General features: G+C 74.6%; 12 protein-coding genes. 9 read left to right on the top strand and 3 right to left on the bottom strand.

Features of this window, described 5'->3' with window-relative positions; genetic code table 11:
- The first annotated feature begins 24 nt into the window (after window positions 1-24).
- The 5 genes from DCS98_RS00465 to DCS98_RS00445 all read left to right on the top strand — a co-directional run bounded on the left by DCS98_RS00465 (window position 25) and on the right by DCS98_RS00445 (window position 4,795).
- Window positions 25-411, top strand: a complete 387-nt coding sequence (locus tag DCS98_RS00465; RefSeq protein ID WP_116449404.1) for a response regulator transcription factor — start codon at window positions 25-27, stop codon at window positions 409-411.
- Window positions 408-1,487, top strand: a complete 1,080-nt coding sequence (locus DCS98_RS00460; protein WP_116449403.1) for a HEAT repeat domain-containing protein — start codon at window positions 408-410, stop codon at window positions 1,485-1,487. The genes DCS98_RS00465 and DCS98_RS00460 overlap by 4 nt, the downstream gene beginning before the upstream one ends.
- Window positions 1,484-2,926 (top strand): glycosyltransferase family 2 protein, encoded by a 1,443-nt coding sequence (locus tag DCS98_RS00455; RefSeq protein WP_116449402.1) that lies wholly within the window; start codon window positions 1,484-1,486, stop codon window positions 2,924-2,926. The genes DCS98_RS00460 and DCS98_RS00455 overlap by 4 nt, the downstream gene beginning before the upstream one ends.
- 97 nt (window positions 2,927-3,023) lie before the next feature.
- A complete protein-coding gene (locus DCS98_RS00450; protein WP_116449401.1) occupies window positions 3,024-4,451 on the top strand; it encodes a GuaB1 family IMP dehydrogenase-related protein in 1,428 nt (475 codons plus the stop codon).
- Window positions 4,448-4,795: a metallopeptidase family protein gene (locus DCS98_RS00445; protein WP_206340034.1), complete on the top strand. Its 348-nt coding sequence runs from the start codon at window positions 4,448-4,450 to the stop codon at window positions 4,793-4,795. Before DCS98_RS00450 ends, DCS98_RS00445 begins: the two co-directional genes overlap by 4 nt.
- Window positions 4,796-4,807: 12 nt before the next feature.
- On the opposite strand, the gene DCS98_RS00440 is transcribed toward DCS98_RS00445, so the two are convergent.
- On the bottom strand, window positions 4,808-6,628 hold the full coding sequence (locus tag DCS98_RS00440) for a hypothetical protein (protein WP_206340033.1): 1,821 nt from the start codon (window positions 6,626-6,628) through the stop codon (window positions 4,808-4,810).
- A gap of 221 nt (window positions 6,629-6,849) precedes the next feature.
- Between DCS98_RS00440 and DCS98_RS00435 the strand changes: the two genes are divergently transcribed.
- Window positions 6,850-7,188 (top strand): GroES family chaperonin, encoded by a 339-nt coding sequence (locus DCS98_RS00435; RefSeq protein ID WP_241036972.1) that lies wholly within the window; start codon window positions 6,850-6,852, stop codon window positions 7,186-7,188.
- Between the two features lie 14 nt (window positions 7,189-7,202).
- On the opposite strand, the gene DCS98_RS00430 is transcribed toward DCS98_RS00435, so the two are convergent.
- Entirely contained in the window at window positions 7,203-7,634 is a 432-nt protein-coding gene (locus DCS98_RS00430) for a MarR family winged helix-turn-helix transcriptional regulator (protein WP_241036970.1), read from the bottom strand.
- 103 nt (window positions 7,635-7,737) lie between these two features.
- Here DCS98_RS00430 and DCS98_RS00425 point away from each other — a divergent pair, with 103 nt between their 5' ends.
- Together DCS98_RS00425 and DCS98_RS00420 are read left to right on the top strand one after the other, a co-directional pair.
- Window positions 7,738-9,867: an MMPL family transporter gene (locus tag DCS98_RS00425; protein WP_116449399.1), complete on the top strand. Its 2,130-nt coding sequence runs from the start codon at window positions 7,738-7,740 to the stop codon at window positions 9,865-9,867.
- 19 nt (window positions 9,868-9,886) lie between these two features.
- Window positions 9,887-10,762 (top strand): ketopantoate reductase family protein, encoded by an 876-nt coding sequence (locus DCS98_RS00420; protein WP_116449398.1) that lies wholly within the window; start codon window positions 9,887-9,889, stop codon window positions 10,760-10,762.
- 4 nt (window positions 10,763-10,766) lie between these two features.
- Here DCS98_RS00420 and pheA read toward each other — a convergent pair whose 3' ends face one another.
- The gene (gene pheA, locus DCS98_RS00415) at window positions 10,767-11,711 is read right to left on the bottom strand and encodes a prephenate dehydratase (RefSeq protein ID WP_116449397.1); all 945 of its coding nucleotides are present in this window, start codon (window positions 11,709-11,711) and stop codon (window positions 10,767-10,769) included.
- 115 nt (window positions 11,712-11,826) lie between these two features.
- On the opposite strand from pheA, the gene DCS98_RS00410 reads away from it, so the two are divergent.
- Entirely contained in the window at window positions 11,827-13,503 is a 1,677-nt protein-coding gene (locus tag DCS98_RS00410) for a GGDEF domain-containing protein (RefSeq protein ID WP_241036968.1), read from the top strand.
- Window positions 13,504-13,603 lie beyond the last annotated feature (100 nt).

Genomic DNA, 13,603 nt, shown 5'->3' with positions numbered 1-13,603 from the left:
CCCACCTTTCCCGATCGGAGCCCCATGACCCACGTCCTGGTCGTCGACGACGACCCCGTCATCGTCGACCTGGTCGCCTTCCGGCTGGGCCGGCTGGGCGTCGACATCTCCGTCGAGTCCGACGGGGAGGCCGGCCTGGCCGCCGCCCGGGAGCTGCGCCCCGACCTCGTCGTCCTGGACTGGATGATGCCGCGGATGAACGGCCTGGAGGTCTGCGCCGCGCTGCGCGCCGACCCCGACCCGGACCTCGCCCGCACGCCCGTGCTGCTGCTCACCGCCAAGGCCCAGGAGCCCGACCTCGAGCGCGGCTTCGCCGCCGGGGCCACCGACTTCGTGGCCAAGCCGTTCAGCACCCGCGAGCTGATCAGCCGCGTCACCGCCGCGCTGCCGCCCGGCAGCGTGCAGGGATGACGCCGCCCGTCGGGCCCGTCCTGCTGGCCGGAGCGGGCGTGACGGCCGCGATCGTGGCCCTCCTCCTGTCCGTGGCCGCGACCCACCTGGCACGGGCCCGCCGGCAGGCCCGCGACGAGCGGCGGAAGCGGGAGATGACGCCGCTGGTCCACGCCCTGCTGGACGACGACCCGACGGACGCCGTGCCGGTGCCCGACCTGGTGAACGCCCCCGGCTCCCTGGACGAGGTGGTCCTCGAGCTCCTCCCCCAGCTGCGCGGCACGGACCGCGAGATCCTCCGGCGGCTGCTCGCCGAGCGTGGCGTCGTCGCCCGCGCCGTCGCCGACCTGACCGCGCGCAAGTCCTGGCGCCGGGGCCGCGCCGTGGCCCTGCTGGGCTCGGCCGCGGGCAGCCACCACATCGCCGTCCTGGCCGCCCGCCTGCAGGACCGCTCCCTCGAGGTCCGCTGCGCCGCCGCCCGTGCGCTCGGCAAGGCCGGCGACCCTGCCGCCGTCGCCTACCTCCTGCCCGCGATGTCCGGCGCCCGCGCCCTCCCGCACGGCGTCGTGGGCATGGCCCTGCTCGACCTCGGCACCACGGCGCTGGCCGTGCTGCGCGGCGCCCTCACCGGCGAGCACACCCATGCCCGCGGGCTGATCGCCGAGCTGCTCGGCGTGCACGGCGACGTGGAGGCCGCGCCCCTCCTCGAGGAGCTGCTCCGGAACGCGGACGAGCCCTCCGCCGTCCGTGTCGCCGCCGCCGCGGCGCTGGGCCGCATCGGCTCGCCGCGCTCGACCGAGCCGCTGGTGCGGGCCCTCACCACCGACGACGACCCCGTTCTGCAGCGCACCAGCGCCGAGGCCCTCGGCCGGGTCGGGGACCCGGTGGCGGCGATCCCCCTGCTGGCCGGCATGGCCGCGCCCGACGTCTCGGTGCGCTCCGCGTGCGCCGACGCCCTCGCCGGCCTCGGCGCCGAAGGACGGACCTGGCTCGAGGAGGTGGCCGCCGGGTCCGGCCAGGCCGCCGGGGCCGCCCGCGCGACGCTCGACGACCTGGACGCACGACCGCGCCGTCCCGCCCTGGCGGTCGTCCGATGACCGAGGTGCTCACCCACGTCGTCCTGGTCGGCAGCTGGGCCGTGCTCGGCTACATGCTGCTGCTCGACGGCAGCATGCTGCTGCTCGTGCTCGCCGGGGCCCGCCGGATCGGGGAGTCCCGGCACTGGAGGGGCGCCGAGGGCCACGGCGAGATCTTCGCCAGCCCGCTGACCCCGGCCGTCTCGCTGCTCATCCCGGCGCACGACGAGGAGGCAGGGATCCTCGACACGCTGCGGGCCGCGCTCGGCCAGCGGTACCCGTCCCTCGAGGTGGTCCTCGTCGACGACGGCTCCACCGACCGGACCTTCGAGCTGGTGGCCGAGCGGTACGCCCTCACCGAGATCGCCCCGCGGCTGACCGCGCACCTGGAGGTGGACGGCGAGATCCTCTCGGTGCACCGAGCCACCACCGGCGACCCGCTGGTCGTCGTCCGCAAGGCCAGCGTCGGCCGCCGGTCCGACGCGCTGAACGCCGCCCTCAACGTGGCCCGCCACCCGCTGGTCTGCATGGTCGACGCCGACTCGCTGCTGGAGGAGGACGCGCTGCTGCGCGTCGCCCGCCCGTTCGTGGAGGACCCGGCGAACGTCGTCGCCGCCGGCGGTGTCATCCGCGCCGTGAACGGTGCGCTCACCGACCGGGGCACCGTGCTGGAGCCGCGGCTGTCGCGGAACTGGCTGGTGCGCATCCAGGCGATCGAGTACCTGCGCTCGTTCCTGCTCGGCCGGACCGGCTGGGCCGACGCGAACGCACTGCTGATCATCTCCGGCGCGTTCGGGCTGTTCCGCCGCGACCTGCTGGTGGAGATCGGCGGGCTGGACCCGCTGTCGCTGGCCGAGGACGCCGAGCTGGTCATCAGCGTGATCGAGCACCAGCGCCTCGCCGGCCGTCCGCACCGCGTCGTCTTCGTGCCGGAGCCGGTGTGCTGGACCGAGGTGCCCGAGACCTGGCGGGTGCTCGGCCGCCAGCGCCAGCGCTGGTCGCACGGCCTGGCCCAGCTGCTCTGGAAGCACAAGAACATGATCGGCAACCCGCGCTTCGGGCCGGTCGGCACGATGGCGCTGCCGTTCTTCCTGCTCTTCGAGCTGCTCGGGCCGGTCGTGGAGGTCTTCGGGCTCTTCTCGATCGTCGTCGCCGCCGGCCTCGGCATCCTCGACCTCGGCGGCGCCGGCGTGATGGTGCTCCTGGCCCTGGCGGTCGGCACGCTGCTGTCCACGACGGCGGTGGCCGTGGAGGAGTTCACCTACCACCGGTACGGCCGGGGCCGGGACGTGCTGGGGCTGGTCGCGGCGGGACTGGTGGAGAACATCGGGTTCCGGCAGGCGCACGCCTGGTTCCGGCTGCGCGGGCTGGTCGCCGCGCTGCTGCGGCGCCAGCCGGTCTGGACGGCCATGCCGCGCACCGGCTTCACCACGGCCCGGCCGCTGGAGGTCTCCGCCTGAGCCGTTCCCCCGCAGGGTCGTGCTCTGCCCACCACCGGTGGGCGGAGCACGACTGTCCGGAGACCACCCGGCGGCCCACGTCAGGGACACTGGGCCCATGCGGTTCCTGCAGCGCCCCGACCACGACCTGACCTACGCCGACGTCTTCATGGTGCCCAACCACTCGACGGTGGGCTCGCGGCTCGAGGTGGACCTCCGGACGCCGGACCGCGTGGGCACGACGATCCCCGTCGTCGTCGCGAACATGACGGCGATCTCCGGGCGGCGCATGGCCGAGACCGCGGCCCGCCGCGGCGGGCTGGCCGTGATCCCGCAGGACATCCCGGTCGACGTGGTCGCCGAGGTGCTGTCCTGGGTCAAGTCGCGACACCCGGTGTACGACACACCCATCACGCTCTCGGCCACGTCGACGGTCGGCGAGGCGCTGGCACTGCTCACCAAGCGCGCCCACGGCATCGTCGTGGTCGTCGAGGACGGCTCCCCCGTCGGCGTCGTCACCGACGGCCAGTGCCAGGGCGTGGACCGCTTCACCCAGCTCTCGGAGGTCATGACCCGGGAGCCGCTGACCATCCCGGCGGGCACGGACCTGCCGAAGATCTTCGACGTCCTCTCGGGCGAGCGGGTGAGCGCGGCCCCGGTGGTCGAGGGCGACCGCCTCGTCGGCGTGATCACCCGCAAGGGCGCGCTGCGCTCGGCGCTCTACACGCCCGCGGTGAACGCTGCGGGAGAGCTGCTCACCTCGGCCGCCGTCGGCATCAACGGCGACGTCGCGGGGAAGGCCTCGGCCCTGCTGGCCGCCGGCGTGGACGTGCTCGTGGTCGACACGGCCCACGGCCACCAGGAGAAGGCCATCGAGGCGCTGCGCGCGGTCAGGTCGGTCGCCGGCTCGACGCCGGTCGTCGCGGGGAACGTCGTGACGGCGGAGGGCACCCGAGACCTGGTCGAGGCCGGTGCCGACGTCGTGAAGGTCGGCGTCGGGCCGGGCGCCATGTGCACCACGCGGATGATGACCGGCGTCGGCCGGCCCCAGTTCTCCGCCGTCGAGGAGTGCGCGGCCGAGGCCCGCGCGCTGGGCAAGCACGTGTGGGCCGACGGCGGCGTGCGGCACCCCCGCGACATCGCGCTGGCGCTGGCCGCGGGCGCGGCGAACGTCATGGTCGGCTCGTGGTTCGCCGGCACCTACGAGAGCGCCGGCGACATCCACGACGACGGGTCGGGGCGGCTGTACAAGGAGTCGTTCGGCATGGCGTCGGCGCGGGCGGTCAAGGCGCGGACGTCGTCGCAGTCGGGCTTCGAGCGGGCGCGGGCGGGGCTGTTCGAGGAGGGCATCTCCTCCTCCCGCATGTACCTGGACCCGCAGCGCCCCGGCGTCGAGGACCTGATCGACCAGATCGTGGCCGGCGTGCGCTCCTCCTGCACCTACGCCGGGGCGCGGACGGTGGACGAGCTGCACGAGCACGCGGTGCTGGGGGTGCAGAGCGCGGCCGGGTACGAGGAGGGCCGGCCGCTGCCGACCTCCTGGTGAAGCCGCTCCCCCTGCCCGTCTTCGAGCAGCTGGTCTCCGACGCGCTGGACCAGGTGCCGCCGGAGCTGCTGGCGCTGATGGACAACGTCGTCGTCCTGGTCGAGGACCGGAACACCGAGGAGCCCGACCTGCTCGGGCTCTACGACGGCTTCGCGCTCACCGAACGCGGTTTCGACTACGGCGGCGCGCTGCCGGACCGGATCATGATCTACCGCGAGGCGATCTGCGAGATCTGCGAGACCGCCGAGGAGGTGGTCGACGAGGTGACGATCACCGTCGTCCACGAGATCGCGCACCACTTCGGGATCGAGGAGGAGCGCCTCCACGAGCTCGGCTGGGGCTGACCCCGACGGCGGTCAGCCGCGCGGGCTCCAGACCCCGACGAAGCTCCCGCAGGACACCTCGCGGCCGTCCAGGCCCTCGCGGATCTCGCTCTCCAGGCCGGTGTTCTCCACGATCGGCGCGTCGGCGGGCACGCTCTCGGCGACCGGCCCCCCGGACCGCAGCGCGAGCCAGCCGGTCGTGGCGAACAGGACGAGGTAGTCGCCCTCGCGGTTGAGCCGCGGCACCGTGTCGAGCATGCGCTGCTCCGCGTCGGCGACCAGCTCCAGCGGCAGGGCCCAGTCGAGCGGGAAGGGGTTCTCCACCCCGAACGCGGGATAGGCGAACGGGCTGTCCGGCAGGACGGCCACCTGGGCCGCGGGATAGCGGTCGAGGCAGGCCGCGATCTGCTTCACGTACAGCCCGGTGGCGGCGTTCGTGCGGATGCCGCGCATCGTGGGGGTGGCCGTGCCGAGGTCCACGGTCTGCTGCGCCCGCGGGAAGTCGATGACCGGCGCCTCGTCGTGCTGGACGACCAGCCCGACGCATGCGGTGGCCACCGCGACGGCACCGATCAGCGCCGCGGGCACCCGCCACAGCCGCCCGCGGAGATCGATCTCCGGCGCCGCCCGGACGAGCAGCTCGAGGGTGGTGAGCACCAGCGTGCCGCCGAGCAGGCCGGGATAGCTGTAGCCCCACGACAGGCTGACCATGTAGGCGAGCAGGACGACCAGGAGCGGGCGCCAGGGCAGCTGCCGGTGGACCACCGCGTCCAGCACGACCACCGCGATGAGCAGCCACAGGAGCTTGACCGCCCAGCTGCCGGGGAACGCCAGCTCGGTCTGCACCAGGGCGTAGACGGTGACGACCGCGGCGCCGAGCAGCGGGATCAGGCGCAGCGGTACGCCGGCCCGGCCCAGCCGGGAACGCCCCAGCCACAGCGCGACCGCGACGACCACGCACGCGACGACCATGAGGATGTGCCGGCGGACGTCGCCCACGACGAACTCACCGGCCCACCAGAAGTCGACGAGCCCCTTGCCCCAGGCCCCCGTGCCGCCGGTGAGCTGCTCGATCATCGGTGCCAGCCCACCGGCTGCCGTGACGACCCCCGCGTAGACGAGCGGGAACGCGGCCAGGCACACCAGGTCGACGACGGTCCGGCGCCACCACCGGCGATCACGGAGGTCGGTACGCCAGTCCTGCGCGGGGTGGAACACCAGCAGCAGCAGACCGACGGGGACGGCGAACACGAAGCTCTGCTTCACCATCACCGCGAAGCCGAGGAGGAAGAGGCCGAACCGGCGGCGTCCTGCCGAGCCGGACCGCAGGCCCGTGTCCAGCAGCCACCAGCCGACCGCCACGAGCAGGATCCCGTCGATGGTGTGCCACGCCATCATCGGGAACGTGTGCAGGTTGACCACCGCCGCGGCCGCGACCAGCAGGGTCCGCAGCGGGCCCCAGCGCAACGGCGAGACGCCGGTGACCAGGGCGGCGAGGGCCACCGTCGCCACGATCAGCTCGACGTCGGTCAGGAAGCCCGACACGAGGAACAGCGGCCCCGGCAGGGCGAAGTCGACGACGTGCAGGTACGCCGAGCCCAGGGGGCGGGCCGAGACGATGTCGAGGTGCGGGATCTCGCCGTTCAGCACGCGCCAGCTCTGCGCCAGGATGAAGCCCTGGTCGCTGGGGTTGAACCCGAAGCGGCCCACGCGCAGCGTGAGGAACGCGGCCAGTGCGGCGATCCACGCCAGGTGGACCCCGGTGCGCACGGCGAGCTGCCGGCGGCCCATGCCGCGGTCGCTCCGCGGCGGCTCGACGGGTGCGGGCGTGACGACGTCTGCCGTAGTGAGCATGTGGTGGTGCACGTCTTCCTGGTGGGGAGAGCCGCGGTCAGACGAGAGACGGGCCCGGGCGAGCGCTCCGTGACGGAACGACCTGTCTCACCATAAGCCGCTCCCGCGCCGCGGACGGCGTTCCGAGGTCGACGCCACGGCGCTGCAGCCTCCTGCGCACCGGGGACCACGCCAGCCACTCACGGCGGACGCGGTCAGGGGCGCGGGTAGCGTGGGACGACGTGCCCGACGACACCGCTCCGACGGTCGGCAAGCTGCCGATCAAGATGCTGCACGACCGCATCCTGGTGGCGCTGCGCAAGGAGGACGGCGACCGCCGCTCCACCGGCGGCATCCTGATCCCGGCCACCGCCCAGGTCGCGAAGCGGCTGGTCTGGGGCGAGGCGCGCGGCGTCGGCGCGTCGGTGCGGCAGGTGAAGGTCGGCGACCAGGTGCTCTTCTCGCCGGAGGACCAGCACGAGGTCGAGGTGCACGGCGAGGACCTGATCATCCTGCGCGAGCGCGACGTGCACGCCGTCGCCGCCGAGCGCATCGAGGAATCGACCGGCCTGTACCTGTAGCGGTCGCGCCGTGGTCAGGAGCCGCGGGAGTGGCGGGTGATCACGGCGGTCATGTCCTCGAGCCAGCGGCGGACGACGGCCAGCTCGTCGGCGGAGTAGCCCTCCATCGCCGCCGTCAGGTCGCGCGCCAGCCCCCCGAAGTGCTCGGCCCCGGCCGCCATCGCCGACTCCGACATCTGCAGCCCGACCCGGCGGCGGTCCTCGGGGTCGCGCACCCGCCGCACGTGCCCGACCCGCTCGAGCCGGTCGACCAGCGCGGTCACCGAGGCCGAGCGCAGGTCGACCGCCTCCCCCAGGCGTCCAGCGGTCAGCGACTCACCGCGCCGGGCGGCGTCCATGATCGCCACCAGCGCGCGGACGTCGGTCCGGTTGAGCCCGTGCAGGTCGGCGAACCGCTGGCCCACCGCATCCAGTTCGACGTTGAGCCGGCGAAGGAGGAGTGCCACCTCCCGCCGCTCCTCCTCGTCCGTCATCCCACCCCCGGTCGCACCACGGCGACGTCCGACATAATATCTCGACGATCGAGATAATCGACCATCTAGGGAAATCATGCCTCGCCGCAGCTCCGTCCTCCGCTGGCTCCTCCCGGCGCTCGTCGCGCTGCTCTGGTTGGGACTGGCCGGCCCGCTGGGCTCGTTCAGCGGGAAGCTCGCCGAGGTGTCGGAGAACGACTCCTCGGTCTTCCTGCCCGACAGCGCGGAGTCGACGCGGGTGACCGAGCTCCAGCGGGAGTTCCAGACCGAGCGCACGCTGCCGGTCCTCCTGCTCTGGGAGAGCGAGGACGGGGCGCTGGACCCCGCGGCCCTCGAGGAGGCGCAGCGGCGGGTCGACGAGGCGGTCGCCGTCGCCGAGGACGCCGGCGCGCTCCAGGGCGAGGCGTCACCGCCGATCCCGTCGGAGGACGGCCAGGCGGTCCAGGCGTTGCTGCCCTTCGACCCCGACCTCGGCGACGCCCTGCCCGAGGTGATCGGGGAACTGCGCGCGCTGCCGGGCATCGACGGCACCACCGCGTACGTGACCGGCCCCGGCGCCGTCTTCTCCGACTTCGCGGAGGGCTTCTCCGGCATCGACGGACTGCTGCTGCTCGCCGCGTTCGGCGTCGTGCTGCTGATCCTGCTGGTCGTCTACCGCAGCCCCCTCCTGCCGCTGCTCGTGATCACGACGGCCGGGCTGGCGCTGGTGGTCTCGCTCGCCGTGGCGTACTTCCTGGCCGACCAGGGCTGGATCGCGGTCAACGGGCAGAGCCAGGGCATCGCCTCGATCCTCGTCGTGGGCGCGGCCACCGACTACGGGCTGCTGCTGGTCGCCCGCTACCGCGAGGAGCTGCGGCGGGAGGAGTCGCGGTTCGCCGCGATGCGCGTCGCGCTGCGCCAGTCCTGGGAACCGATCGTCGCCAGCGGCGGCACGGTCATCCTCGGCGTCCTGTGCCTGCTCTTCTCCGATCTGGGCTCCAACCGGGGCCTGGGCCCGATCTCCGCCGTCAGCATCGCGTTCGCCATGCTCGCCGCCCTCACCTTCCTGCCCGCCGTCCTCGTGCTGTTCGGCCGGGCGGCCTTCTGGCCGTTCCGGCCGAAGTACGGCGAGGAGCACCGGCAGGGCCGGGGATGGGAACGGGTGGCCGCCGCCGTCGCGCGCCGACCCGCGCGGGTGCTGGTGTGGACGCTCGTCCCGCTCTTCGTCCTCGCCGCCTTCGTGCCCACGTTCGACGACGACGGCATCCCGCTGTCCGAGGCGGTCCGCGGCGGCTCGCCGTCGGCGGCGGGGCAGGAGGCCCTGGCCCGGCACTACGACGCCGGCGGTGCGAGCCCGACCGTCGTCATCACGCCGGCCGACGACTGGGAGGCGGTTGCCGAGGCTGCGGGCGACGTCGACGGCGTGATCGAGGTCGCGCCCTTCACCGGCGCACAGGCCGGCCCGCCCGGCAGCGGCGGAGGCGAGCCGGTGGAGGTCGACGGCCTGGTGCGGATCGACGTCACCCTCGACGACGCCCCCGACAGCGAGGCGGCGCAGGCGACCGTCGCCGAGCTGCGCACCGCGCTCCACGACGTCGACGCGGACGCGCTGGTCGGCGGCTCGACCGCGCAGGACCTGGACACCCAGGAGACCGCCGCCCGCGACCTCGCGGTGATCGTGCCGCTGGTGCTGGGCGTCATCACCGTCGTGCTCGCCCTGCTGCTGCGCTCGATCGCGGCACCGGTGCTGCTCGTGGCGACGGTGGCGCTCAGCACCGCCGCGACCGTCGGCGTCGGCTCGCTGGTCTTCGACTACGGCTTCGGCTTCCCCGGCAGCGACCCGCAGGTGCTGCTCATCGGCTTCGTCTTCCTCGTGGCCCTCGGGATCGACTACAACATCTTCCTCATGACCCGGGCCCGGGAGGAGTCGCTCCGGCACGGCACGCGCGAGGGCATGACCCGTGCGCTCGCGGTCACCGGCGGGGTCATCACCAGCGCCGGCCTGGTGCTGGCCGCGACCTTCGGTGCGCTCACCGTGCTGCCGCTGGTGATCCTGACCCAGCTCGGGTTCCTGGTCGGCTTCGGCGTCCTGCTCGACACCTTCGTCGTCCGGTCGCTGCTCGTGCCCGCCGCCGTCGAGCTGATCGGCGACCGGGTCTGGTGGCCCAGCCGCCTCGCGACGGGCCCGTCCGCGGCGGAGCGCGAGCGGCAGCTCGAAACCGTGTGACCACGGGCAGGATGGGCGGATGAGCACCCTGCGCGTGGCCGTCCTCGGACCCGGCGGCGTCGGCGGGCTGGTCGGCGCCCTGCTCGCCCGGCAGGGCGCCGCGGTCACCTGCCTGGCCGGGCACGGCACCGCCGCGCACATCGAGGCCCACGGGTTGCGGCTGGTCAGCGACCGCTACGGCGAGGTGACCGCACCAGCGCACGGCGCCGAACGGCTGGCCGCGCCGGTCGACGCGCTCCTGGTGACCCCGAAGGCCACCCGGCTGGAGGAGTCCCTGGAGCGCGTTCCGGCGGACGTGCTCGGCGACGCCCTCGTCGTCCCGCTGCTCAACGGCATCGACCACATGGCCCTGCTGCGGCAGCGCTACCCCGACGCCCGCGTCGTCGCCGGCGCCATCCGCGTCGTGGCCAGCCGCACGGCACCCGGCGAGATCCGCCACGAGGGGCAGCTGGCCGCCGTCCAGCTGTGCGAGGGGGCCGGGCCGCTGGCCGACGCGCTCGCCGACGCCGGGCTCGACGTCGCGGTCCGCCCCGACGAGGCCGGCCTGCTGTGGGACAAGCTGGCCTTCCTCGCGCCGGTCGCGCTGCTCACGACCACGCTCGACGCCCCGCTCGGCGCCGTCCGCGAGCAGCTCGGCGACGACCTGCGGGCGCTGGTCGAGGAGACCGCCGCGGTCGCCCGCGCCGAGGGCGCGGACGCCGACGCCGCCGCGACGCTGGCGTTCATGGAGACGGTGCCCGCCGGCATGACGTCGTCGCTGCAGCGCGACACCGCGGCGGGCCACGAGACCGAGCTCGAGGCGATCGGCGGCGCGGTGCTGCGGGCGGCCGAGCGGCACGGCGTCGCGGTCCCGGTCACGGCCCGCGTCGTCGAGCACCTGCGCACTCGGGACTGACCCTCTAGCCGCCCTCGCGGACCCGGGCCAGCCACTCCCCCGCCTCGGCGAAGGCCGCGTCGGCGGCCGACGCGGGCACCGGCCGGTTGTCGCGTCCGTCGGCCCGCGGGTACGAGCCGAGGAAGCGGACGTCCTCCGCGACCCGGTGCAGCGCGGCCAGGGCCTCGCCCACCCGGCCCTCGGCCACGTGGCCCTCGCAGTCGAGCGAGAAGGAGTAGACCCACTTGCGTTCCCGGATGGGCCGCGACTCGATGCGGGTCAGCGAGATGTCGCGGACGGCGAACTCGCGCAGCACGTCGAGGAGCGCGCCGGTGCGGTCCTCGACGACGACGACCAGCGAGGTCTTGTCGTTGGCGGTGGGCGCCGGCAGGGCACCGGCCGGCTCCACCACGACGAACCGGGTCACCGCGCCGGGGGTGTCGGCGAGGTCCTCGACCAGCGGCGCCAGCCCGTAGCGCTCGGCGGCGATGGGCGCGCAGACGGCGGCGTCGTGCTCCCCCGCCGCGACCGCCGCCGCGGCACCCGCCGTCGACGACAGCGGCAGCGGGACGACGTCGGGGAACAGCTCCGCCAGCCGCCCGGCGGTCTGCGCGAGGGCGTGCGGGTGGCTGACCACCGAGCGCACTCCGGCCAGCTCCGTGCCGGGCCGCACGCCGAGCACGAACGCCACGTCGCGGACGACCTCGCGGGTGATCACCAGCGGGTCGCCCTGGGCCAGCCCGTCCATCGTCGCGGGCACCGAACCCTCGACGGAGTTCTCCAGCGGGACCAGTGCGGCGTCCGCGTCGCCCGATCGGACGGCGGCCAGGGCCGCGGTGACACTCGGCTGGGGGTACAGCGCTCCCTCAGAGGAGGCAAGCGTGCTGCGGAGCGCCGCCTCGGCGAAGGTACCCTCGGGCCCGAGATAGGCGAACCGCGTCGGACCTGTTCTGGGGTGCATCCCGGGCATCCGACGAGGGTAGTGCGGGCGGGTCAGGGGCGTGTCCCGACCCGGGGGAACCGAGTCGTCACCGACAGATCCGGCCGCACGGTGGCTGGCCCGACCCGTCAGTGGAGGGGATGCAGTGGCTCCCAGCACGGCCCGCGTCGCCTCGGGCGACCTGGCGGCCGTGCTCTGGCGTCTGCTGGACGCCAGCTCGCGCGAGGACTCCACCGCCTTCCTCACCCTGCTCGACGACGCCGACGGTGCGTTCGCCGAGTCGACCGACCCGCGCTGGACCGCCTGGCGGCACACGCTCGCCGCCCGCCGTGCGCTGATCGAGAGCGACCCCGAGGCGGCCGTCGAGGCGGTCGCCGCGGCCCGCGAGGCGCTGGACAAGTGCCCGCCGTCGGCCGACACCGCGCTCACGCTGGCCCACCTGGCCCACGTCGAGGTGACCGCCGACCACTTCGACGCCGCGATGCTGCTGGCCGTCGACGCGAGCCTGCTCACCGAGGGCCCGAACGCCGGCGAGCCCACCCGCGCCCTGCACCAGGCGCACCGCTGGCTGTCGCTGTCGCTGTCCGGGCTGGACCTGGAGGAGCTGGCGGTCTCCCACGCCGGCCGCGGCCACCGCATCGCCGCGGTCCTCCCCGACCTGGCCGACCAGTGGCAGATGCTCCAGCTGTCCGCCCAGCAGCACGCCGAGCTGGCCCAGACGCTGCGCCGGCGCGGCGACTCGGAGCGGGCGCGGGCGCTGGCCGCCGTGGCCATCGCGCAGGCCACCGAGGCCCGCGAGATGGCGTGGGACCCCGACCCGGCCGATGCCGACCTGCTCGACGTCGTCCAGGCCTGGGCCATGACCTGCACCGACGAGCTGGACACCGCCCTCGGCCCCCTGCGCCGCGTGCGCCGCCGCGTCCAGGAGCACGGCGGGCTGTGGCTGCGCGGGTACACCGACCTCGTGCTCGCCCGACTCCTGGTGCGGATCGCCCAGCGCGACGACGACGAGGAGTACGGCGAGGAGGCCATGGAGCTGCTGGTCGACTCCGCCGGCGCCTTCGTCGCGTCGGGCGACCGGCGTCGCTACCGGCAGTGCCTCCTGGAGCTGGGGCAGAACTCCGCCGACCTGGGCCGGCCCGCCGAGGCGCTGCACTGGCTGGAGGCCTACCGCGCCGACACCGGTCGCGCGCACACCCGCGGGCGGGAGATGTGGGCGGAGATGTTCGTGCGCCGCAGCCGGCTGCGCGAGGCCGAGCGGCAGGCCGCGATGCTGCGCCGGCACGCGCTGGAGGACCCGCTCACCGGGCTCGGCAACCGGCGCAGCGCCGAGCGCCGGCTGGGCGCGATGCGCCTGGGCCAGGAGCCCCTGTCGCTGGCGGTCGTCGACGTCGACAGGTTCAAGGAGGTCAACGACGAGGCGTCGCACACCCACGGGGACGCCGTCCTCCGCCGGGTGGCCGACCTGCTGCGCGAGCACAGCCGCACCGGCGACGAGGTCTACCGCTGGGCCGGTGACGAGTTCCTCGTGGTGCTGCCGACCGCCACCGAGGCCCAGGCCGTCGTGGTGATGGAGCGCCTGCGGGCGGCCGTCGCCGAGGCCGACTGGAGCGACCTGATCCCGGGCCCGGTGACCGTGAGCATCGGTGTCGCGACCGCGCCGGCCGTGGGCGACGACGACGAGCCGGCCGCGGTCGTGGGCTGGCGCGCGCTGTTCGACTCCGCCGACCTCAACCTCTTCTCCGCCAAGCGCAGCGGCCGCAACCGCGTCCGCGCGCCGGGGGTCATGCCTTCCTCGGGCGACGACGGAGGCGCCGCGTGACGCGCTCCGCCTGGGGCGGGTGGGACGCGTCGGACGGGGGACGGCGCGTTTCCGAACACCTGCTCGACACCCGCGCCGGTGACGTGCACAGTGCGCTGGT

Origin of the sequence: Blastococcus litoris (assembly GCF_003075095.1) — a bacterium.
GTDB lineage: Bacteria > Actinomycetota > Actinomycetes > Mycobacteriales > Geodermatophilaceae > Blastococcus_B > Blastococcus_B litoris.
This window is presented reverse-complemented; position numbering and strand designations above follow the sequence as displayed.

What these genes read in the sequence shown, in the direction of transcription:
- DCS98_RS00465 (WP_116449404.1), top strand. Translation starts at nt 25, where the DNA reads ATGACCCACGTCCTGGTCGTCGACGACGACCCCGTCATCGTCGACCTG.
- DCS98_RS00460 (WP_116449403.1), top strand. Translation starts at nt 408, where the DNA reads ATGACGCCGCCCGTCGGGCCCGTCCTGCTGGCCGGAGCGGGCGTGACG.
- DCS98_RS00455 (WP_116449402.1), top strand. Translation starts at nt 1,484, where the DNA reads ATGACCGAGGTGCTCACCCACGTCGTCCTGGTCGGCAGCTGGGCCGTG.
- DCS98_RS00450 (WP_116449401.1), top strand. Translation starts at nt 3,024, where the DNA reads ATGCGGTTCCTGCAGCGCCCCGACCACGACCTGACCTACGCCGACGTC.
- DCS98_RS00440 (WP_206340033.1), bottom strand. Translation starts at nt 6,628, where the DNA reads ATGCTCACTACGGCAGACGTCGTCACGCCCGCACCCGTCGAGCCGCCG.
- DCS98_RS00425 (WP_116449399.1), top strand. Translation starts at nt 7,738, where the DNA reads ATGCCTCGCCGCAGCTCCGTCCTCCGCTGGCTCCTCCCGGCGCTCGTC.
- DCS98_RS00420 (WP_116449398.1), top strand. Translation starts at nt 9,887, where the DNA reads ATGAGCACCCTGCGCGTGGCCGTCCTCGGACCCGGCGGCGTCGGCGGG.
- pheA (WP_116449397.1), bottom strand. Translation starts at nt 11,711, where the DNA reads ATGCCCGGGATGCACCCCAGAACAGGTCCGACGCGGTTCGCCTATCTC.